Annotated in this window: 20 protein-coding genes; 16 read left to right on the top strand and 4 right to left on the bottom strand. The window is 65.9% G+C overall.

What is annotated here, in order from left to right; translation table 11 throughout:
- Positions 1–12: 12 nt before the first annotated feature.
- Both G315_RS0101970 and G315_RS0101965 read right to left on the bottom strand, forming a co-directional pair.
- The gene (locus tag G315_RS0101970; RefSeq protein WP_019611810.1) at positions 13–1110 is read right to left on the bottom strand and encodes a DegT/DnrJ/EryC1/StrS aminotransferase family protein; all 1098 of its coding nucleotides are present in this window, start codon (positions 1108–1110) and stop codon (positions 13–15) included.
- Positions 1107–2120, bottom strand: a complete 1014-nt coding sequence (locus G315_RS0101965; RefSeq protein ID WP_019611809.1) for a Gfo/Idh/MocA family protein — start codon at positions 2118–2120, stop codon at positions 1107–1109. The genes G315_RS0101970 and G315_RS0101965 overlap by 4 nt, the downstream gene beginning before the upstream one ends.
- 119 nt (positions 2121–2239) lie before the next feature.
- On the opposite strand from G315_RS0101965, the gene rnhB reads away from it, so the two are divergent.
- From rnhB to G315_RS0101885, 16 genes are all read left to right on the top strand, one after another.
- Complete coding sequence (rnhB, locus tag G315_RS0101960) at positions 2240–2848, top strand: ribonuclease HII (RefSeq protein WP_019611808.1); 609 nt, start codon at positions 2240–2242, stop codon at positions 2846–2848.
- Entirely contained in the window at positions 2845–6318 is a 3474-nt protein-coding gene (gene dnaE, locus G315_RS0101955) for a DNA polymerase III subunit alpha (protein ID WP_019611807.1), read from the top strand. The genes rnhB and dnaE overlap by 4 nt, the downstream gene beginning before the upstream one ends.
- A 105-nt stretch (positions 6319–6423) precedes the next feature.
- Positions 6424–7389, top strand: coding sequence for an acetyl-CoA carboxylase carboxyltransferase subunit alpha (locus G315_RS0101950; RefSeq protein WP_018145590.1), 966 nt, complete (start codon positions 6424–6426; stop codon positions 7387–7389).
- A 76-nt stretch (positions 7390–7465) separates the two neighbouring features.
- Positions 7466–8662, top strand: a complete 1197-nt coding sequence (tilS, locus tag G315_RS0101945) for a tRNA lysidine(34) synthetase TilS (protein ID WP_019611806.1) — start codon at positions 7466–7468, stop codon at positions 8660–8662.
- A gap of 98 nt (positions 8663–8760) precedes the next feature.
- Positions 8761–9486: an ABC transporter substrate-binding protein gene (locus G315_RS0101940; RefSeq protein WP_018145592.1), complete on the top strand. Its 726-nt coding sequence runs from the start codon at positions 8761–8763 to the stop codon at positions 9484–9486.
- A complete protein-coding gene (locus tag G315_RS0101935; RefSeq protein WP_018145593.1) occupies positions 9479–10069 on the top strand; it encodes a SiaB family protein kinase in 591 nt (196 codons plus the stop codon). Before G315_RS0101940 ends, G315_RS0101935 begins: the two co-directional genes overlap by 8 nt.
- Positions 10069–10461, top strand: coding sequence for a DUF1987 domain-containing protein (locus tag G315_RS0101930; RefSeq protein ID WP_019611805.1), 393 nt, complete (start codon positions 10069–10071; stop codon positions 10459–10461). Before G315_RS0101935 ends, G315_RS0101930 begins: the two co-directional genes overlap by 1 nt.
- A gap of 59 nt (positions 10462–10520) precedes the next feature.
- Entirely contained in the window at positions 10521–11327 is an 807-nt protein-coding gene (locus tag G315_RS0101925; RefSeq protein WP_019611804.1) for a GGDEF domain-containing protein, read from the top strand.
- On the top strand, positions 11327–13003 hold the full coding sequence (locus tag G315_RS0101920) for a SpoIIE family protein phosphatase (protein ID WP_019611803.1): 1677 nt from the start codon (positions 11327–11329) through the stop codon (positions 13001–13003). Before G315_RS0101925 ends, G315_RS0101920 begins: the two co-directional genes overlap by 1 nt.
- Before the next feature lie 105 nt (positions 13004–13108).
- Entirely contained in the window at positions 13109–14776 is a 1668-nt protein-coding gene (locus G315_RS0101915; RefSeq protein WP_019562555.1) for a CTP synthase, read from the top strand.
- 61 nt (positions 14777–14837) lie between these two features.
- Positions 14838–15680, top strand: coding sequence for a 3-deoxy-8-phosphooctulonate synthase (gene kdsA, locus G315_RS0101910; RefSeq protein WP_018176738.1), 843 nt, complete (start codon positions 14838–14840; stop codon positions 15678–15680).
- A 66-nt stretch (positions 15681–15746) separates the two neighbouring features.
- Positions 15747–17024 carry a phosphopyruvate hydratase gene (eno, locus tag G315_RS0101905; RefSeq protein ID WP_018145599.1) on the top strand — a complete coding sequence of 426 codons (1278 nt, stop codon included), beginning with the start codon at positions 15747–15749 and terminating at the stop codon, positions 17022–17024.
- Positions 17025–17214: 190 nt separating this feature from the next.
- Positions 17215–17622, top strand: coding sequence for a cell division protein FtsB (ftsB, locus tag G315_RS0101900; RefSeq protein ID WP_018145600.1), 408 nt, complete (start codon positions 17215–17217; stop codon positions 17620–17622).
- Complete coding sequence (ispD, locus tag G315_RS0101895; protein ID WP_019571334.1) at positions 17615–18361, top strand: 2-C-methyl-D-erythritol 4-phosphate cytidylyltransferase; 747 nt, start codon at positions 17615–17617, stop codon at positions 18359–18361. Before ftsB ends, ispD begins: the two co-directional genes overlap by 8 nt.
- Positions 18358–18858, top strand: a complete 501-nt coding sequence (gene ispF / locus G315_RS0101890; protein WP_018169848.1) for a 2-C-methyl-D-erythritol 2,4-cyclodiphosphate synthase — start codon at positions 18358–18360, stop codon at positions 18856–18858. Before ispD ends, ispF begins: the two co-directional genes overlap by 4 nt.
- Positions 18855–19250 (top strand): VOC family protein, encoded by a 396-nt coding sequence (locus G315_RS0101885; RefSeq protein WP_018176741.1) that lies wholly within the window; start codon positions 18855–18857, stop codon positions 19248–19250. Before ispF ends, G315_RS0101885 begins: the two co-directional genes overlap by 4 nt.
- 324 nt (positions 19251–19574) lie before the next feature.
- On the opposite strand, the gene G315_RS0101880 is transcribed toward G315_RS0101885, so the two are convergent.
- Both G315_RS0101880 and G315_RS0101875 read right to left on the bottom strand, forming a co-directional pair.
- Positions 19575–20423: a pirin family protein gene (locus G315_RS0101880; protein WP_019611801.1), complete on the bottom strand. Its 849-nt coding sequence runs from the start codon at positions 20421–20423 to the stop codon at positions 19575–19577.
- 85 nt (positions 20424–20508) lie between these two features.
- Entirely contained in the window at positions 20509–20874 is a 366-nt protein-coding gene (locus G315_RS0101875; RefSeq protein ID WP_019611800.1) for a hypothetical protein, read from the bottom strand.
- Positions 20875–20879 lie beyond the last annotated feature (5 nt).

Here is a 20879-nt window from a genome sequence, read left to right as displayed (position 1 = left end):
TGTGGCGCGGCGTCACGCGAGGGCGGCGCGGATCTTCCCGCAGATCATGTCGATGGTCGCATCCTCGAGTTCCGGGAACACCGGCAGGGACAGGCAGCGCGCGGCGACGTCTTCGGTGACGGGCAGCGATTCCGGCCGGTTCGGGAGATCGGCGAAGGCCTTTTGCTGATGCAGGGGTACCGGGTAGTAGATTGCACAGGCCACCTCGGCGGCCTTGAGCGCCTCCATGATCGCGTCGCGATGATCAGTCAGCAGCGTGTACTGGTGGTAGACGTGGACCCCGATGCCGTCCTCGAACGGAACCTCGACCGGCAGCCCTGCCAGGCCGTCGCGATAACGTGCCGCCACCCGGCGGCGTTCGGCGTTGTAGGTGTCGATATGCGGCAGCTTCACCCGCAGGATCGCCGCCTGCATCTCGTCCAGGCGGCTGTTGTAGCCGATCTCGTCGTGGTAGTAGCGCACGCTGGAACCGTGGTTGCGCAATCGGCGCAGGGTGTCGGCGGCAGACGGGCAGTTGGTGGTCACCAGACCCCCGTCGCCGAAGGCCCCGAGGTTCTTGCTGGGGAAGAACGAAAAACAGCCGAAGGCGGTGGCCGCGCCGGTCTGTACGCCATCGACCGTCGCGCCGAAGGACTGTGCGCAATCCTCGACGATCAACACCTTGTGTTTCTCGGCGATGGCCTGCAGCCGCGGCATGTCGGCCGGCTGCCCGAACAGGTGGACCGGCAGGATCGCGCGGGTGCGCTCGGTGATGGCCGCCTCGACCTGGTCCGGGTCGATATTGAAGGTCCGCGGGTCGATGTCCACGAATACCGGGTCGGCCCCGACATAACGGATGGCCTCGGCGGTGGCAATGAAGGTAAACGGGGTGGTGATGACCTCGTCGCCCGGGCCGATGCCGGCCGCGGCCAGCGCCAGATGCAGGGCATCGGTGCCGGAGGCACAGGTGATCGCGTGTTCCACGCCCAGGTATTCGGCGAGCTCCTGCTCCAGGGTCTGGACGTTGGGGCCGAGGATAAAGCGCGCACCGGCCAGCACCTCCTGTAGCGCGGCATCGATTTCGGGGCGCAGGGTCTGGTACTGGCGCTGCAGGTCGACCATCGGGATCACGGCTTGACTCCTGTGGGGTTCGCGTCGAGGTGGCTGTGCGGGCCGTCGGCCCGGCTCATGATGTTCAGGTTCTCGTAGACCAGGTCGGTGATGCGGCTGGCCGTCTCCAGGGCCCGCTGGCCGTCGCGGCCACTGACCACGACCGGTCCCTGACCGTGCACGGCGGCCACGAAGGCCTGGATCTCGGCCAGCAGGGCGTCGGCCTCGTCGAAGACACTCTCCTCGCGGTGGATCGCGGGGGCCCCGGTCTCCGGGTCGGGCTCGCCGATGTGGTTCAGCGACAGGATGCGGTTCTGGAAGTCCACCGAGGCGTAGGCATGCGACTGGAAGATGCGCATGCGGCGCTCGGACTTGGTGCTGATGCGGCTGGAGGTCACGTTGGCTACGCAGCCGTCCGCGAATTCCAGCCGGGCATTGGCGATGTCGATGTCGCCGGTCAGCACGCGGGCGCCGGAGGCGCGAATGTCGGTCAGCGGGGCATCCACCAGCGACAGGATGATGTCGATGTCGTGGATCATCAGATCGAGCACGACCGACACGTCGGTGGCGCGCGGCTTGTAGGGCGCCAGGCGGTGCGACTCGATAAACCGCGGGTGCAACGGGGTCTCGGTCAGTCGGCGTAGCGCGGCATTGAAGCGTTCCAGGTGCCCGACCTGGAGGACGACGCCCTGTTGCTCGGCGATCTGGTTCAGCGTCTCGGCCTGCTCCAGGGTGGCGGTAATCGGCTTCTCGACCAGGACATGACAACCGGCCTCGAGGAAGTCCCGGGCGATGTCGAAGTGCAGGGTGGTCGGTGCGGCGATGGAGACCGCATCGACCTGACCGATCAGGGCGCGATGGTCGGTCTCCGCGCGGCAGCCGTGCTCCGCCGCGACGCGGCTGGCGGTTTCGGAATCGGCATCGACCACGGCAACCAGTTCGGTGTCGGGCAGCGCGGCGTATTTGGCGGCATGCCATTTGCCAAGATGGCCCACGCCGATGGCGGCGCAGCGTAACGGAGATTGGGACATGAGTAGGCTCGGATCCGGAGGGGGTGTGCTAGGATTTTCGGCGCTATTGTAACGGATCCCCGGCGCGGCGCATGTTCGCGTTCGGGCGATTGCCCGCAGTTCACCGTGGTGGAGACTCCATGTCCGATTTAGAGGCAGCGCAGCGCTATGTCGCCGGCGTGGACGAAGTGGGGCGCGGGCCGCTGGCCGGGCCGGTGGTGGCGGCCGCCGTCATCCTGCCGGAAGGCTACACCTGCCCCGGCTTGACCGACTCCAAGAAGCTCAGCGCGAAACGCCGCGAGTCGCTGGACGTGCAGATCCGTGCCGACGCGCTGGCATGGTCGCTGGGCCGGGCCGAGGCGGCGGAGATCGATGAACTGAACATCCATCATGCGACGCTGCTCGCCATGCAGCGGGCGGCGGCCGGGCTCGCCATCGCGCCGGCACATCTGCTGGTGGACGGGCGCTTCACACCGCAGGGCCCCTGGACCGCCGAGGCGATCGTCGGCGGGGATGGCTCGGTGGCTGCAATCAGTGCCGCCTCCATCGTCGCGAAGGTGGCGCGCGACGGCTGGTTGCGCGATCTCCATCACGACTACCCCGATTACGGCTTCGATCGCCATTCCGGCTACCCCACGGTGGCGCATCGCGAGGCCCTGGAACGGTTGGGGCCGTGCCCGCAACACCGCCGTAGTTTCGGCCCCGTAGCGCGTGCGCTGGCGGCGCGTGAACAGGAGATGGGGGCATGAGCGAAGGCCATCCCGGTTTCGTGCACCTGCGGGTGCATTCGGAGTATTCCCTGATCGACGGGCTGGTCCGCCTCAAGCCACTGGTGAACGCGGTGGCCGAGGGCGGGATGCCGGCCATCGCGGTAACCGATCACTGCAACCTGTTCGGGCTGGTAAAGTTCTACCGTGCCGCGATCGCAAAGGGTGTGCAGCCCATCATCGGTGCGGACGTTCTGGTGCGCGATGCCCGTGCCGACGGGAGCCTTGCTCGCATGACCCTGCTGGCGCAGAACGACCCGGGTTATCGCAATCTGACCCGGCTGATCTCGCGCGCCTGGCAGGAGGGCCAGGAGAAGGGCATTCCGCGGGTGGACTGCGCCTGGCTGGATGCGGCCGCCGAGGGCCTGATCGCATTGTCTGGCGGGATCGACGGCCTGTTCGTGAACGGTTCGGGGGCCGCGCGCGCGCTATTGGCCGAGGATCTCGAGCCGTGGATGCAGCGCTTCCCGGGTCGCTTCTATCTGGAACTGGTGCGCAGCGACCGCCCGGGCGAAGAGGCCTGGATCGAACAGGCGCTGGCCGCGGCCGAGGCCTTCGATCTGCCGGTGGTGGCCACCAATGATGTTCGCTTCCTGCGGCCCGAGGACTTCGAGGCCCACGAGGCGCGCGTCTGCATCCATGACGGCGTGACCCTGGACGACCCACGGCGCCCGCGCCGTTACTCGGAGGCGCAGTATCTGCGTACACCCGAGGAGATGGCGGAGCGGTTCGCGGACATTCCCGAGGCCCTGGCCAACAGCGTGGCGATCGCCCGGCGCTGTTCGGTGAGCCTGACCCTGGGCGAATCGGTGCTGCCGGACTTCCCGGTCCCCGAGGGCTATACCGTGGAAGATCACCTGCGCGAGACCTCGGCGCAGGGGTTGGCGGGGCGCCTGGAGCGCTTCTGCTTCGCGCCGGCGGCGGATTACGAGGCGCGCTTGCAGCGCGAGCTGGACGTGATCTGCCAGATGGGTTTCCCCGGCTACTTCCTGATCGTGGCGGACTTCATCCAGTGGGCCAAGGACAATGGCATCCCCGTGGGCCCGGGGCGTGGTTCCGGTGCGGGCTCTCTGGTGGCCTATGCGCTGGGTATTACCGACCTGGATCCATTGCGTTACGATCTTCTTTTCGAGCGATTTCTCAACCCTGAACGTGTCTCCATGCCCGACTTCGATGTCGACTTCTGCATGGAGCGACGCGACGACGTGATCGACTACGTCGCCGAGCGCTACGGGCGCGACAAGGTCTCGCAGATCATCACCCACGGCACCATGGCCGCCAAGGCGGTGGTGCGCGACGTCGGGCGTGTGCTGGGCCATGGCTACGGTTTCGTCGACCGCATTGCCAAGCTGATCCCGTTTGAGCTGGGCATGACCCTGCAAAAGGCCCTGACCGAGAGCGCGGACCTCAAGACGCAGTACGACGAAGACGAGGAGGTGCGCGCGATCATCGATCTCGCGCAGAAACTCGAGGGCCTCACCCGGAACGCGGGCAAGCATGCCGGCGGGGTGGTCATTGCGCCCTCGGCGCTGACCGACTTCTCGCCGCTGTACTGCGAAGACGACGGTGGCTCGCTAGTGACCCACTTCGACAAGGATGACGTCGAGGCGGTCGGCCTGGTGAAGTTCGACTTCCTCGGCCTGCGCACGCTCACCATCATCGACTGGGCGGTGGACAACATCCGCAAGATGGATGCCGCGGTGCAGGTGGATCTGGATGCGATCCCGCTGGATGACCCGGACACCTTCCGCCTGCTGAAGGACTACCAGACCACCGCGGTGTTCCAGCTGGAATCCGGCGGGATGAAGGATCTGATCAAGCGTCTGCAGCCGGACAGCTTCGAGGAGATCATCGCGCTGGTGGCGCTCTACCGCCCGGGCCCGCTGCAGTCGGGCATGGTGGACGACTTCATCGACCGCAAGCATGGTCGTGCCCAGGTGGAATATCCGCATCCGGATCTGGAACCCATTCTCCAGCCCACCTACGGCGTGATCCTGTATCAGGAGCAGGTGATGCAGATCGCCCAGGTGCTGGGCAATTACACCCTGGGTGGTGCGGATCTGTTGCGCCGCGCGATGGGCAAGAAGAAGCCCGAGGAGATGGCCAAGCAGCGCGAGATCTTCCTCGAGGGTGCACTGGGGCGCGGTGTGGATGAAGGGGTTGCGACCTACATCTTCGACCTGATGGAGAAATTCGCGGGCTACGGCTTCAACAAGTCGCACTCCGCGGCCTATGCCCTGGTTGCCTACCAGACCGCCTGGCTCAAGGCGCATTATCCGGCGCCGTTCATGGCGGCGGTGCTGTCCGCGGACATGGACAACACCGACAAGGTGGTGGGGCTGATCGAGGAATGCCGCAACATGGGCCTGGAGGTCCTGCCGCCGGACGTCAATCAGTCGGACTACCGCTTTACCTGCCACGACGCGCAGACCGTGGTCTACGGCCTGGGCGCGATCAAGGGCGTTGGGGAGTCGGCCATCGACACCCTGCTCAAGGCGCGCGGCGAGGGCGGTGAATTCCACGGGCTGGTGGACCTGTGCCAGCGGGTGGATCTCGGCAAGCTGAACAAGCGTGTGCTGGAGACGCTGGTGCGCGCCGGCGCGATGGATCGGATCGGCGCCAACCGTGCGACGCTGCTGAACGACATCCCGATGGCGGTCGCGGCAGCCGAACAGAGCGAGCGCAATGCCAATCTGGGTGTGGTGGACCTGTTCGGGGATCCGGCTGCGGCCGTGATCCCGGATAGTGCGACCCTCGCCGAGATGGAGGACGACGATCGTCTGCGCGGCGAGAAGGACACCCTGGGGCTTTATCTGACCGGTCACCCGGTGGAGCGCTACCGCGCCGAGTTGCTGCGCCTGACCGGCACCACGCTGCAGGCGCTGGAGGCCAAGCTGGAGGATCGCCCGGACGAGCCCCAGGGCCAGAAATGGCGGGGCAAGCAGGAAACCGTGCGCATCGCCGGTCTGATCGTCGGGGTGCGAGTGCGCAACACGCAGAGCGGGCGCATGGGCATCGTCACCCTGGACGACCGCAGCGGGCGGGCCGAGGTGGTGTTGTTCAACGACGACTTCACCACCTACAAGGACCGTCTGGAGCCGGATGCCCTGCTGGTCGCGGAGGGCACGGTGACGCTCGACGACTATGCCGGCGGGATCCGTATGCGGGCCCGTACCGTGTACAGCCTGGATGAAGCGCGGGTCCAGTGGGCCCGCGCGCTGCACCTGTGCCTGGAAGGGGTGGTTCCCGAGCAGGTGGCCCATTTGCGCGGGCTGATGGAGCCGCATCGTGAGGGGCCTTGCCGGGTGCACCTGTGCTATCGCCGTGACGGGCTGGAGGCGGATATCAGCCTGCCGGAGGGATGGACCATCCGTCCGGACGAGCGGCTGTTGCGTGGCATTCAGCAGTCCCTGGGTCCGGGTTGCGAGGCCGAGGTGCTCTACGGCCGATAGCTGGAAACAAGGCGTCGCCGCACCTGCATTGGAGCGGGGATCGCCGCAATTGGTTACAATTCGCATCCTTCGTCGGTATCCACAACCAAGTCTTCGGGACCCTGCATGAATCCGGACTTTCTCGACTTCGAACAGCCCATTGCCGAACTGGAAGCGAAGATCCGCGATCTGCGCTATGTCGGCGACGATGCCGAGGTCAACATCCAGGAAGAGATCCAGCGCCTGGAAGGCAAGTGCCGGTCTTTGACCGAGAGCATCTTCGCCAAGCTGACCCCGTGGCAGGTCTCGCAGATGTCGCGGCATCCGCGGCGACCCTACACCCTTGACTACATTCCCGACTTGTTCGACGAGTTCGAGGAACTGCACGGCGACCGTGCCTTTGGGGACGACCCGGCGATCGTGGGCGGCGTGGCGCGCCTGGACGGACGGCCGGTGATGCTGATCGGGCACCAGAAGGGACGCCAGACCCGCGACAAGGTCTACCGCAACTTTGGCATGCCGCGTCCGGAGGGCTACCGCAAGGCTCTGCGCTTGATGGAGATGGCCGAGCGCTTTCGCATGCCCGTGCTCACCTTCATCGACACGCCGGGTGCCTACCCGGGCGTCGGGGCGGAAGAACGTGGCCAGAGCGAGGCCATCGCGCGCAACCTGCGAGTGATGGCGCGTCTCGACACGCCGATCATTGCCACGGTGATCGGCGAAGGCGGCTCCGGTGGGGCCCTCGCGATCGGGGTGGGCGACGCCACCCTGATGCTGCAGTACTCGACCTACTCGGTGATTTCGCCGGAGGGCTGTGCCTCCATCCTCTGGAAGAGCGCGGAAAAGGCCTCGGAGGCCGCGGAGGCCCTGGGCATCACGTCGGAACGCCTGCGCGAGCTGGGGCTGGTGGACCGCATCGTGCCGGAACCCCTGGGCGGTGCCCACCGCGACCCCGACACCATGTCCTCCAGTCTGCGCGCCGCGCTTCTGGAAACCCTGGACGGCCTGGAAGGGCTGGACCCGGGCAAGCGCCTGGAGCGGCGCTATCGCCGACTGATGGATTACGGTGCCTTCCAGGAAGCCGCTTCCTGATCCCGGTGCCGGGGCGCTCGATCCTGTAGCCGCGGCGCTACGGGACTTCCTCCAGGCGCATCCCGGCTATCGTCAGGTGCGCATCGCCTTCAGCGGCGGTCTCGACTCGACTGTCCTGCTCCACGCCGCGGTGCGCCTGGGTATCCCCAACCTCGAGGCCATGCACGTGGATCATCGCCTGCGTCCGGACTCCGGCGAGCAGGTCGAGCACTGCCGCGCCTTTGCACAGGCACTGAACTGCCCGCTCCGGCTCCGTACCCTCGGCTCGCTCGACACCCGTGGCCTTGGCGTGGAGGCCGCGGCGCGCGAGGCACGCTACGCGATGCTGCGCGAAGGGCTGGACGCTACGGGCATCATCCTGGCCGCGCAACATGCGGACGATCAGGCCGAAACGTTCCTGCTGGGCGCCCTGCGCGGCAGCGGGCCCGAAGGGCTGCAGGCCATGCGGCCGCTGCGCCGCGAGGGCGAGACCTGGCTGGGGCGACCCTTGCTGGGCCTGCCCCGCGAGGCACTGGCCGCGTTGGCGGAGCAGGAGGGCCTCGATTGGTATGACGATCCCAGCAATCATGATCCCCGATTCGATCGCAATTTCCTGCGCCAGTCGGTGCTGCCCTTGTTGCGGGAGCGATTTGATGGCGCGGCCGGGCTGGCGCGCGCAGCCGGCTGGCAACAGGAGGCGGTCGGGCAATGCCGTCAGCACTTTTCCGGGCTGCTGAAGGGGCTGCGGGACCCGCTGGACGGTAGCCTGGACCTCCGCGCTTTGCGCGCGCTCGACTCGAGTACCCAGCGGGGGCTGCTACGGCACTGGCTGCGCGAGCAGGGCCTTCGTCCGCCCGGCCACGACCGCCTGGGTGAATTCCTGCGCCAGGCCCTCGTGGACAACCCCGAGGCCTCCCCCGCCGTGGAATGGGATGGCGGATGGATGCGGCGTTATCGCGATCAGCTGCACGCCGGGCCGAAGGAGGAGGCTGCGGGTCCGCCGCCCGAACAGCCGTGGCCAGCCGATCAGCCGGAACTGATGCTGGCAGACGGACGCCGCCTGACCCGGGAGATGCTGCCGCGGCTCGGCGTGGACCGCGAGGTCGCCCTCACCGTTAGCTATCGAAGCGGGGGCGAGGTGGTCGCGACCCCCGCCGGGCGCCGATCCCTGAAAAAGCTGATGCAGGAGCGCGGGATCGCCCCCTGGGAACGCAATCGGGTTCCGCTTTTGTGTCAGCTGGATGGAACGATTGTGGCGGTGCTCTGGCCCGGGTCGGTTCACGCTGGGAGTTGACGCGCCTGTCCAAATCGGACAATTCTTGGATCGTATTCAGGGGTGCGGGTGAGTGGTACGTGACAGGTTTCGCGGCACAATGCGGACGACGTACGGGCATGGGGGTGCTGGCGGCCGGGATGTTGCTGGCCGCGCCTCTGGCCGCGGACTCGCTGATGCTCACGACCGAGAGCTACCCCCCGTTCAATTTCGAGACCGAAACCGGCGAGCTGGACGGGATCTCCATCCGGGTGATGGATGCCCTGCTGGATGTCGCCCAAGTGGACGCCGAGATCCGCCTGCTGCCGTGGAGTCGGGCCTACGCCGAGGCTCAGTCGGACCCTGGTACCTGCGTCTTTTCCACCACGCGCACCTCCGAACGCGAAGATCTGTTCACCTGGGTCGGTCCTCTCGTGGAAAACCAGTGGCATGCGTTCGTGCTTGAAGGTGCCGAGGTGGATGCGCAGTCTCTGGAGGATCTGGAACGCTACCGCGTCGGGGGCTATCGAGACGATGCCGTGGCGCTCTTCGTTGAGGGCCGGGGCATCCCCGTGGATACCGCACCGAATGACCGGCTGAATGCGCGCAAGCTTGCGGCCAACCGGATCGATGTATGGGTCAGCGGTGAACATCTGGCCCCGTGGTTTGCCCGCCAGGAGGGTATCGGTGAACTCCGGTCCCTGTTCGCGTTCAACGATACCGTGATGTCCCTGGCCTGCCACCCGGAAACCGCGCGAGCCCCGCTGGATCGCATGCAGGAGGAACTGGATGCGATGCGCGCGGACGGGCGCTATGCGGCCATCGTGCAGGATGTCCTGGACAGCAATGGAGAGCGCAATGACTGACGCAGCCGAGGCCCGGACGGAATCGTCGGCCCTGATCGCCGAGGAGGTGCTGGGCTTTCAGCGCAACATGACGCGGCGCGGCATCATCTTTTCGTTCACTGGCTACATTTCCGAGGGCATCCTGAAGGCCCTGGGGGATGCGCTGCGGCAGAAAATCCGACTGGAGTCCACCGATACGAAGACCGTGAACCGCGTCTTTTCGGTATTCGTGGAACAGGTGCAGAACGTGATTCGCTATTCAGCGGAGCGTATCGAGCACGACGCGGAGCCCCCCGTCGAGCTGAGCTCCGGGATGATTACCGTCGGGTCGGAAAACGGCCGCTTCTTCGTCATTTGCGGCAACGTGATCGGGCGCAAGGATGCCGACACCCTGGCCGTGCGCCTGCGTGAGCTCGCGGGCATGGACAGCGATGAGTTGCGCCGCTTTTACAAGGAAAAGCTGCGGGAACCACCGGACGAAGGCAGCAAGGGCGGCAGCATCGGCCTGATCGAGATCGCACGCCGGGCAAGCGAGCCAATCCAGTTCGACTTTCAGCATCTCTCCGATGCGCAATCCTATTTTGTCCTGAAGGCCTATATCTGATGGCAGTCGTCGAGACCATTGAACACGCGGCAACCGACCGGACCCCGGCTGTCGTTTTCGATTTCGTGGCGGGGCAATACCGGCTGTCCGGCGAGTCGTATCCGGAAGATGCCGCGAACTTCTACGGCCCGCTGACTCAGGGGTTGCGGCAGGCGATCGAGGACCGGGCCAGCGACGAGGTGGAGTTCACCGTGGAAATGATCTACTTCAACAGTTCGACTGCGAAGGCCCTGATGAACATGTTCCAGATCCTGGAAGAAGGCGCCGAGTCGGGTCTGAAGGTACGGATCAACTGGTGTTACCACGATGACGACGAGACCATGGAGGAGTTCGGCGAGGACTTCTCCGAGGATTTCGAACACGCTGACTATCGAATGTGTCCGCTGACATGAAGGCCCCCTCCCGAGAGGACCCGATGAATCCTGCTACCCGGCCACGGGAGGGCCAGGAAATGGAGAGGCTCGCGGACTTCTCCCTGTTCGAGCAGGAAAAGTCCGTCATGCAGCGCTCCGAGCAGATGCTCGAGGCGCTGGATGCGGTAGGCGATGGCGTGAAGGTGCTCGCCAAGGCCTATTCCGAGAGCTATCGGGCGCAGCGTCGCATGATGCGCATGAGCGACCGCATGCAGGCGGATCTGCAGGAGGCCAACCGCCAGTTGCGCGAGCAGGCGGAGCACCTGGCACAGCTCAACAATGCATTGTCCGACGAGGTGCGCGAGCGCGAGCGCCTGACAGCCGAGCTGGAGCGCCTGGCGCTGGAGGATGCCCTTACCGGCCTGTTCTCGCGTCGCCGGGTGATTGACTGCGTGGAGGGCATGGCGGATAGCGTCGGCGAGGAATCGCGTTCGCTCACTGTGATGATGCTGGATCTCGACGACTTCAAGGCGCTGAACGACACCCACGGCCATGCCGCCGGCGATTTCGCCCTCGAGAACTTTGCCGACATCCTGCGGGGCGAGCTGGGGGCGGAACAGTACGCTGGGCGCATGGGTGGGGAAGAATTCCTGGTAGTGGCGGCGGATCTGGACCCCGAAGCGGCAGTCGCACTGGCCGAGCGCATTCGCTCGTCGGTGGAGAATGCATCGCTGCACTGGAAGGACGAACCGCTCGCGCTGGCGGTTTCCATTGGTCTGGTCATCACCACGAACCCGTGGCCGGACGCGGGCGAGCTGGTGGCTCTGGCCGATGACCTGCTCTATCGGGCCAAGAACGAGGGACGCAACCGTGTCATCGTGCAAACGCACGGCGAACACGGGTGATGGCGGGCGGCACCCGCCGGAATCGTAGCCTGGTCGCCAAGCTGGCCGTCGCCACGCTGCTGGCGGCGCTGGCGCTGAGCCTTCTCAGCAGCGCCTATGTCATTGCCTCGGACTGGCATGCCTTCCGGGCCGAGACCGGGGAACAGATCGACCGCCTGCAACGCCTGGTAGAACCACCCGCCGCCGAGGCGGCCTTCCAGTTGAGCGCCGCCCAGGCCGACTCCCTGGTCCAGGGCCTGCTGGTATTCGATAAGATCCGACGGGTCGAGATCCTCGACGACTTTGGCAACACCCTTGCGGAGGATTCCCAGGAACGCACCCAGACCGGTGGCGAATGGGCGCACTGGCTCTTCGGCGATCTGCAAACCCATGAGCGTGAGCTGCGCCACCCTGATACCCGCGGAAATATCCAGGGCGTGGGCGTCCTGCGCGTGGAACTGGACCCCGGCGTGCTGGGGCGGGCCTTCGTCAACCGGCTGCAGACCGGGGTCGTGACCAGTGTGACCCAGGCGGTGATCGTCTCTCTGGTGGTGGTTGTACTGTTCTATCTGCTGATGCTCCGTCCGATGTTGAAGATTTCACGTGCGGTGGCGGACACCGACCCGGAACAGCCCGCGCACTGGCCGATGCCACGCCTGGGCCATCACGAAAACGATGAGCTGGGGGCGCTGGGGCGTTCGCTGGATCGTTTGCTGCGGGCCTTTCAGGCGGGGCTGGACGCGCGCGACGGGGCCCGCGGCGAGCTGAAGGCGCTGAATGCAGACCTCGAACGGCGCGTCGAGGAACGCACCCGGCAGTTGGAAGCCGAGAAATCCGAGACGGAACGGGCGCTGGCCAAGGTGGACGAGGCCAACCGTGAGCTCGAGCGCAGTAATCGCCTGGTGGTGGAGAGCATCCGTTATGCCCGCCGCATCCAGACTGCCATGCTGCCGGACAAGCATGCCCTCGATGGTCACATGGACGAGGTGCAGATCTACTGGGAGCCCCTGCACCTCGTGGGTGGCGACTACTTCTGGGTCGAGGCCATCGACGGACACAGCATCCTGGTGGTGGCGGACTGCACCGGCCACGGTGTACCGGGTGCCTTCATTACCCTGGTGGTGGCCTCGGCGCTGGATCGCATCCTGCACGAACACCGCTTGCTTGAGCCCTCGGCCATCCTGCGCGAGATGGACCGACTGGTACGCTCGCGGCTGCGTCAGGATGGCTATGACTCCGACTCGGACGACGGGCTGGAGGCCGCGGTCTGCGTGTATCGACCGGAGGACCGCAAGCTGGCCTTTGCCGGGGTCGGGCTGCCGTTGATGATCGACCGCGGCGGCGAGGTCGAGGAGATCCGGGGCGTACGCGGCGGCCTTGGCTACCGCAGCCTGGAACCGGCCCAGCCCGTGGACCACGAGGTCGACGTGGAGCCGGGCACGGAATTCTTCCTGATCACCGATGGCGTGCACGATCATGTCGGCGGAGAGCCGCCGCGATTGTTTGGTCGGCGGCGGTTGCGCCAGGTGCTGACGGACAAGAGTGGCCGCGATCTGTCGGCCAAGATCGATGCCGTGGTGCGGGTGCTGGAAGATTATCGCGACGGCGAGCCGCGGCGTGACGATATGACCCTGGTGGCCTTCCGGCCGTTGTCATCCCGGGCCGGAAACGAGGCACTGCCCCCACCTTCCGATTGAGCGGGGGCGGGTGCTCTGGTACTCTCTCAGGGGTTTTCCGCCTGCCCCGGATTGCGTGTGCGAACCGGGGCAGGGTGCTTGTCAGCTCCCAGCCAGGTTTCCCGCATGACGCGTTTTGTTTTCATTACCGGAGGCGTGGTCTCGTCTCTGGGCAAAGGTATTGCATCCGCCTCGCTGGGGGCGATCCTGGAGGCGCGTGGCCTCAAGGTGACGCTGCTCAAGCTGGATCCGTACATCAACGTGGATCCGGGCACCATGAGCCCGTTTCAGCATGGCGAGGTGTTCGTCACCGATGACGGCGCCGAAACGGACCTGGATCTCGGGCACTACGAGCGCTTCGTGCGCATTCGCACCTCGCGGCGCAACAATTTCACCGCCGGGCAGATCTACGAGAACGTGATCCGCAAGGAGCGTCGCGGGGATTATCTCGGCGGCACGGTGCAGGTCATCCCGCACATCACCGACGAGATCAAGCGCTCGATCCACGAGGGGGCCGGCGATGCCGACATCGCCCTGATCGAGATCGGCGGTACGGTCGGTGACATCGAATCCCTGCCGTTTCTCGAGGCGATCCGTCAGATGGGCGTGGAGCTGGGGCATGACAACGCCCTGTTCATGCATCTGACGCTGGTGCCGTATATCGAGGCCGCCGGCGAGATCAAGACCAAACCGACCCAGCACTCGGTCAAGGAACTGCGCTCCATCGGTATCCAGCCGGATATCCTGCTGTGCCGCTCCACGCAGGCGATCCCCGAGGGTGAACGGCGCAAGATCGCGCTGTTCACCAACGTCGAGGAGAAGGCGGTCATCTCTGCAGTGGACGTAGACAACATCTACAAGATCCCGCTGTGGCTGCATTCGCAGAAGCTCGACGAGATCGTGCTGCGCAAACTCCATATCGAGGTCCCGCAAGCCGACCTTTCGGACTGGAAGCACGTGGTCAATGCCATGGAGTTCCCGGAGTCCGAGGTGACGGTCGGCATGATCGGCAAGTACGTCGATCTGACCGAGTCGTACAAGTCGGTGAACGAAGCCCTGACCCACGCGGGCATCCAGGCGGGTACCCGGGTCCGGATTCGTTATCTCGATTCGGAAAAGCTGGAAGGGGCCGAGAACGAGGCCGCGCGCGAACTCGAGGGCCTGGACGCCATCCTCGTTCCGGGTGGCTTCGGCGAACGCGGCGTGGAGGGCAAGATTGCCGCGGTGCGCTACGCCCGCGAGAACGATGTGCCCTATCTTGGAATCTGCCTGGGCATGCAAGTGGCGGTCATCGAGTTTGCGCGCGATGTGGTCGGGCTGGAAGGTGCGCACAGCACCGAGTTCGCCCCCGACACGCCGCATCCCGTCATCGCGCTGATTACCGAGTGGCAGGACAAGGAAGGCCGCATCGAACAGCGCGATGCCGACAGTGACCTCGGTGGCACTATGCGTCTCGGCGCCCAGAGCGCGCGCCTGACCCCGGGGTCACGCATTGCCGAGGCCTATGGTCGCGAAGAGGTGGGAGAACGCCATCGGCATCGCTTCGAATTCAACAACGCCTATCGTGAACGCCTGGAGGCCGCAGGTCTTCGACTCTCCGGGGTCTCGGAATCCGGCGAACTGGTAGAGGCCGTGGAGCTGGCCGACCATCCGTGGTTTGTGGGCTGCCAGTTCCACCCGGAATTTACCTCGACCCCAAGGGATGGCCACCCGCTGTTCACCGCGTTTGTGTGTGCCGCCCGGGATTACCAGGATGCCCGCGAACCGGAAACCACCACGGCGCTGACGGAATAGGCGCCCGTTCACTTTTTTGTGGCCGCACCCGGAGGGTGATGGCCTCCAGACAGGACAGAGCATGCAGCTTTGCGGTTTTGAAGTCGGCCTTGATCGGCCCTTTTTTCTGATTGCCGGCCCCTGCGTCATCGAATCCGAGGCCATGGCCCTGGAGACGGCCGGCGCGCTGAAAACGATGGCTGACGATCTCGGCATTCCGTTCATCTACAAGTCCTCGTTCGACAAGGCCAACCGGTCGTCGACGAAGAGCTTCCGCGGGCTGGGCATGGAAGAGGGCCTGCGCATCCTGGACAAAGTGAAGTCGGAGATCGGCGTGCCGATCCTGACGGATGTCCACGAGGACACCGCGCTGGACGAAGTCGCCAGTGTTGTTGATGTGCTGCAGACCCCGGCCTTCCTTTGTCGGCAGACCAACTTCATCCAGAACGTTGCGCGCCAGGGCCGGCCGGTGAACATCAAGAAGGGCCAGTTCCTCGCACCCTGGGATATGGGCAATGTCGTGGACAAGGCCCGCGAGGCCGGTAACGATCAGATCATGGTTTGCGAGCGCGGGGTCTCGTTTGGCTACAACACCCTGATCTCCGATATGCGCGGCCTGGCCCAGATGCGTCAGACCGGCTGCCCGGTCGTCTTCGATGCGACCCATTCGGTGCAGCAGCCGGGCGGGCAGGGCGCCTGCTCCGGTGGGCAGCGCGAATTCGTGCCGGTGCTGGCACGGGCGGCGGTGGCCGCTGGCGTATCCGGCCTGTTCATGGAGACCCATCCGGACCCCGAGAAGGCCCTGTCCGACGGTCCCAACGCCTGGCCGCTGCCGAAGATGGCCGCGCTGCTGCAGACGCTCAAGGCGCTGGACGCCGCCGCCAAGGCGCAGCCGTTTGCAGAGGCGGAGTACGGTCTCGGTTAACGACCGAAAGAATCGATAAAACGTCCCGGACGGGCCCGTCCGGGCGGGTATTTTCAAGGAGAGAGCATGTCCAAGATTGCGGAGATTCACGCCCGCGAGATCATCGATTCTCGGGGCAACCCGACGGTCGAGGCCGATGTTGTCCTGGATTCCGGCGCCATGGGGCGCGCGGCGGTGCCCTCCGGTGCCTCCACAGGCGCCCGCGAGGCCCTGGAACTGCGCGACGACGAAAAGCGTTACGGCGGCAAGGGCGTGCTGAAGGCCGTCAGCCACGTGAACGGCGAGATCCGCGACGCCCTGCGAGGTATGGAGCTGGACCAGACCGCGGTCGATCGCCGCATGCTGGAACTGGACGGGACCGACAACAAGGCACGCCTGGGTGCCAATGCCCTGTTGGCCGTCTCCATGGCCACTTCGCATGCTCTGGCCGCGGATCGCGAACAGCCACTGTTCGAGACCCTGGGCGGCGACGACGCCACGCTGCTGCCGGTGCCGATGATGAACATCATCAATGGTGGCGCCCACGCCGATAATAGCGTGGACATGCAGGAGTTCATGATCCTGCCAGTGGGGGCGGATTCGGTACGCGAGGCCGTGCGCTACGGCGCCGAGGTCTTCCACGCGCTGAAAAAGGTGCTGTCCAAGCGCGGGCTGGCGACGGCGGTGGGCGACGAGGGCGGTTTTGCGCCGGACCTGCCGTCCAACTCCGCCGCGATCGAGGTGATCCTGGAAGCGGTTCACAACGCCGGCTTCAAGGCGGGCGAGGACATCTGGATCGGCCTCGACTGCGCCAGCTCCGAGTTCTACCGTGATGGGCGCTATCACCTCGATTCCGAAGGCAAGGCCTTCTCTGCCGACGAGTTCTCCGAGTATCTCGCCCACTGGGTGGACCAGTACCCGATCCTGACCATCGAGGACGGGATGGCCGAAGATGACTGGGACGGCTGGAAGACGCTGACCGAGCGCCTGGGCAATCGCGTGCAGCTGGTGGGTGACGACCTGTTCGTGACCAATACCCAGATCCTGCAGGAAGGCATCGACAAGGGCGTTGCGAATTCCATCCTGATCAAGCTCAACCAGATCGGCACCGTGACCGAGACGCTGGAAGCCATCGAGATGGCGCGCAAGGCCAATTACACTGCAGTGATCTCGCATCGCTCGGGCGAGACCGAAGACGTGACCATCGCAGACCTGGCCGTGGCCACGCGCGCCGGCCAGATCAAGACCGGTTCGCTGTCGCGTTCCGATCGGGTCGCCAAGTACAACCAGCTGATCCGGATCGAGGAACACCTGGGTTCGCGGGCGACCTATCCGGGCATGTCGGCGTTCACCTTCGGGCGCTGATCGAGACCCGGGACGGCCTTGGTCACCACGCAGTCCTCAGCCTGCGGCGCGGTTCCTGTCCCCGGTCGTCAGGGGCTCGTAGAATGCCGGGCATGCCGGCCACTTGCGAAAGCCCTCGTCTCCACGTTGTCGCGTCTGTCGCGCTGCGCGGGCGAGGGCTTTCTCTGTTCAACCATACGGAGTGCGGGTGATGCGCGGCCTGTTGATCGGTCTGGCCCTCGTGCTGCTGGCCCTGCAATGGCCCCTGTGGCTGGGCGAGGGGAGTTGGCGCGATGTGCGCGATCTGCGCGAGCAGGTCGCGCAACAGCAAGCCGCAAATGCCGAGCTGGAACAACGCAACCAGGCCCTGGAGGCCGAGGTGCGCGATTTGCGCGGCGGTACTGCGGCGGTCGAGGAGCGCGCGCGTCGCGATCTGGGGATGATCCGCGAGGACGAGATCTTCTTCTTCGTGGTGGGCGAGGACGAGCCCACGAGGCTGCAGGTCGAGCCGCTACCGGGCCCGGCTGGAGAGACCGATCCGGGCCCGGACGCGCAAGTCCCGGAGGATGCGGAGCCCGCCACCGACACCCTGCCACCCGAGGACCCCTTTGATGGCTGACGCGGAACACGTGCCGACTCGGGAGCCAGCGTTCTGGGCGTTGATCCCGGCGGCTGGCATCGGTCGGCGCATGGGATCCAACCGTCCGAAGCAGTACCTGACACTCGGATCGCACACAATCCTGTCCCACACCCTGTCGATCTTTCTCGAACACCCGCGGATTCGCGGGGTGGTTCTGGTACTCGGTCCGGACGTCGACCCGGATGCCCTGGACCTGCCGCTGGCCGGCGGGCGGCTGTTCCGTGCGGCCGGAGGGGCGGAACGCGCGGATTCGGTCCAGAACGGGCTCGACTTCCTTGCCGAACGGGCGCACGAGGACGACTGGGTACTGGTGCATGACGCGGCACGACCCTGTCTGCCGCTAGCGGATGTGGACCGGCTGCTGCACGAGTTGCGTGACGATCCGGTGGGTGGGCTGCTCGCCAGTCCCAGCACCGATACCATCAAGTGGAGCGATGGTGCCGGGAAGGTCGAACGGACGCTGGATCGCGAACGGGTCTGGCGGGCCCTGACCCCGCAGATGTTCCGGCTGGGGATGCTCCGCACGGCCAACGCGCAGGCGCGTGCCGAGGGACATCCGGTGACGGACGAGGCCAGCGCCATCGAGTTCCTGGGCCAGGCACCCCGACTGATCGAGGGCTCCCCGATGAACATCAAGATCACCCGCAGCGAAGACCTTGAGCTCGCTCGCCTGTATCTGATGCAGCAGGGACGCCTGGAAGGCGGGTTTCGCGCATGAGTGGCTTGCGGATTGGCCAGGGCTTCGACGTACACGCCTTCGGCGAAGGCGACCACTTGGTACTCGGTGGCGTTCGTATCCCGTTCGAGCGTGGATTCGTGGCCCACTCGGATGGGGATGTGCTGATCCACGCGGTGTGCGACGCCCTGCTGGGCGCCGCGGCGCTGGGGGATATTGGCCTGCACTTTCCGGATACCGATCCGGCGTTTCGAGGGGCGGACAGCCGCGTCCTGCTGCGGGAGACGCTCGAACGAGTGGCCGGGGCCGGCTGGCGCCCGGTCAATATCGACACCACGGTGATCGCGCAGGCGCCCAAGCTTGCACCGCATGTGCGCGCGATGCGCGAAAACCTGGCAGCCGATACCGCCCTGAATATTGCCGATGTCAGCGTGAAGGCGACCACCACCGAGCACCTCGGCTTCACCGGGCGCAAGGAAGGGGTGGCGGCCCAGGCTATTGTGTTGCTCGAACCGGCCTCGGGGGTGATGCGGGTATGACTTCGGCGAAGCGGGTAGAACCCGGCATCCTGCGTTTGCATCACGCAAGCCTGGTGATTGCGGACACGCGGGTGGCGGCGGCCTTTTACGGGGAGCAGCTCGGCCTGGTGCCACTGGAACGCCCGGATCTCGACTTTCCCGGTCTGTGGTATGACCTGGGGAGCGGACAGGCTCTGCATCTGTTGCAGGTGCCGAACCCCGATCCGACCGAGCGCGGCGTGCGCTGTGGTCAGGACCGTCATCTGGCGTTGCGCGTCCGTGGCCTGGAGGCGCTGGCAGCGCGTCTGGAAGGGGCGGGGATTGCCGTGGAGCGCAGTCGTTCCGGGCGCCCGGCCGCATTCGTGCGCGATCCCGACGGCAACGCCATCGAGCTGATCGAGGAAGGCGGCTGAGGCCGGCCTGGGGGGGCGGCCACGAACCAGCGCCCCTGCACCCGTTGCGGGGCCATCCTTCTCCACGGAACGGATCGTGGGATCACCGGATCCACCCCCAAGCCTAGCTGGGTGGCCCGCTATGCCCATTGCGATCCGGGTTCCCAGCGCCCCGTCACCGCAGCCGTAGCGAACCGAAGAGCCGTGGTCTTCTGCATGGGTGCGAGACAGCGGGTCGGGGTTCGTTCCACGCAGTGAGATCCCGGATAACCGCTGCGCGGTTTCCGGGATGACGGAGAGGGGGACTCGCGCGAGGAACTTGCGGGATGCTGGGCTGGCTCGAGCTCAGTCCATGCTGGCCGGTTCGGCGGCGAGCTGGCCGGACTGGTAGTCGCTGATGGCCTGTTCGATCTCGTCGGAGGTGTTCATCACGAACGGGCCGTAGTGGGCGATCGGTTCGCCCAGCGGCCGCCCCTTGAACAGCAGTACCCGGGCATCCTGCTGCGCGATCAGGTGGATCTGGGTGTGGCCGTGCCAGACGCCCAGTTGGCCCGTGCCGAGGCCGGTCAGCTCGCCGTCGAACACGTAGGCCAGCACGCGATCCTCCAGTTGCACCGCAAGCGACAGGCGATAGCCGGCCGGTAGTGTGAGGTCGGCCATGGCGGCGCCTTCGCCGATCTGCGGCAGCGCGCCTTCGGTGTCCCCGGCGCTGGTCTGCCAGGAGCCGGCAATGGCCTTGAAGCGCAGCGAATCGTCGTCTTCCGGCAGGTGACGCATCGCGTCGGCGCGTACGTCGCGGTAGCGCGGCGGGTCCATCTTGCGCGCGGCGGGCAGGTTTACCCAAAGCTGGAAGCCGTGCAGGCCGTCCGCGTCCAAAAGCGGCATCTCGGAGTGGATTACGCCACGCCCGGCACTCATCCACTGGGCCTCGCCGGCCTCCACTCGTCCCTGGTTGCCCATGGAGTCCTCGTGGGTGAGCCCGCCATGGACCAGGTAGGTCAGCGTCTCGAAACCGCGGTGCGGGTGCGAGGGGAAGCCGCCGATGTAGTCCTCCTGGGCGCTGGCGTTCAGTTCGTCCAGCATCAGGAAGGGATCCAGCCCGCCACTAAAATCATGGATGCGCCGAATCTTCACCCCGGCCCCGTCCTGGGTGGGCTGAGAGGTCTTCACGCTGTCCGGCGGTGTCGGGTTCATGGCGTTCTCCTTCGCAACAGATCTGCACCATACCGACCATGAAACGAAAAGAAAATTGCATCGTTTCCCTTCATGGAGCGTTCTGTCAGGGCACGGGGAGCTCCCAGGAATCGGCAAACGCCTCGAGGCTCTCGACGAAGTCCGGGTCGTGCTCCTTGCGATTGATGGTCAGGTGCAGGATGACGGCGTGGGCGGCGGGCGGATGACCCGTGGTCAACGTCCAGGCGAGGCCATTCGGGCATTCCGGAAGGTAAAAGCGAACGCCACCGTTGATGACTTCCCGATGGACGCGAAACTCGCCCCACAGGCAGTACACGACGCCGGCATCGGGGCCCTCGTCGGCGATCAGCGTATCGATCGCGCCGCTGGCGTCGGGTAATGCGGGCACGGTGAGGCTTCGTTGCAGGCTTTCGGCATCCAGATCGGAATGCAGGGTGCGGAAGAATTCCATGGGGA

It is taken from the genome of Thioalkalivibrio sp. AKL7 (assembly GCF_000381705.1).
In the GTDB taxonomy this organism is placed as follows: Bacteria; Pseudomonadota; Gammaproteobacteria; order Ectothiorhodospirales; family Ectothiorhodospiraceae; genus Thioalkalivibrio; species Thioalkalivibrio versutus.
The sequence above is the reverse complement of the archived record's forward strand: the minus strand, read 5'-3'. Positions and strand labels throughout refer to the sequence as shown.

Coding starts and splice junctions, on each gene's coding strand:
- G315_RS0101965 (WP_019611809.1), bottom strand. CDS start 2,120: ATGTCCCAATCTCCGTTACGCTGCGCCGCCATCGGCGTGGGCCATCTT.
- rnhB (WP_019611808.1), top strand. CDS start 2,240: ATGTCCGATTTAGAGGCAGCGCAGCGCTATGTCGCCGGCGTGGACGAA.
- dnaE (WP_019611807.1), top strand. CDS start 2,845: ATGAGCGAAGGCCATCCCGGTTTCGTGCACCTGCGGGTGCATTCGGAG.
- G315_RS0101950 (WP_018145590.1), top strand. CDS start 6,424: ATGAATCCGGACTTTCTCGACTTCGAACAGCCCATTGCCGAACTGGAA.
- G315_RS0101940 (WP_018145592.1), top strand. CDS start 8,761: ATGGGGGTGCTGGCGGCCGGGATGTTGCTGGCCGCGCCTCTGGCCGCG.
- G315_RS0101935 (WP_018145593.1), top strand. CDS start 9,479: ATGACTGACGCAGCCGAGGCCCGGACGGAATCGTCGGCCCTGATCGCC.
- G315_RS0101930 (WP_019611805.1), top strand. CDS start 10,069: ATGGCAGTCGTCGAGACCATTGAACACGCGGCAACCGACCGGACCCCG.
- G315_RS0101925 (WP_019611804.1), top strand. CDS start 10,521: ATGGAGAGGCTCGCGGACTTCTCCCTGTTCGAGCAGGAAAAGTCCGTC.
- G315_RS0101920 (WP_019611803.1), top strand. CDS start 11,327: ATGGCGGGCGGCACCCGCCGGAATCGTAGCCTGGTCGCCAAGCTGGCC.
- G315_RS0101915 (WP_019562555.1), top strand. CDS start 13,109: ATGACGCGTTTTGTTTTCATTACCGGAGGCGTGGTCTCGTCTCTGGGC.
- kdsA (WP_018176738.1), top strand. CDS start 14,838: ATGCAGCTTTGCGGTTTTGAAGTCGGCCTTGATCGGCCCTTTTTTCTG.
- eno (WP_018145599.1), top strand. CDS start 15,747: ATGTCCAAGATTGCGGAGATTCACGCCCGCGAGATCATCGATTCTCGG.
- ftsB (WP_018145600.1), top strand. CDS start 17,215: ATGCGCGGCCTGTTGATCGGTCTGGCCCTCGTGCTGCTGGCCCTGCAA.
- ispD (WP_019571334.1), top strand. CDS start 17,615: ATGGCTGACGCGGAACACGTGCCGACTCGGGAGCCAGCGTTCTGGGCG.
- ispF (WP_018169848.1), top strand. CDS start 18,358: ATGAGTGGCTTGCGGATTGGCCAGGGCTTCGACGTACACGCCTTCGGC.
- G315_RS0101885 (WP_018176741.1), top strand. CDS start 18,855: ATGACTTCGGCGAAGCGGGTAGAACCCGGCATCCTGCGTTTGCATCAC.
- G315_RS0101880 (WP_019611801.1), bottom strand. CDS start 20,423: ATGAACCCGACACCGCCGGACAGCGTGAAGACCTCTCAGCCCACCCAG.
- G315_RS0101875 (WP_019611800.1), bottom strand. CDS start 20,874: ATGGAATTCTTCCGCACCCTGCATTCCGATCTGGATGCCGAAAGCCTG.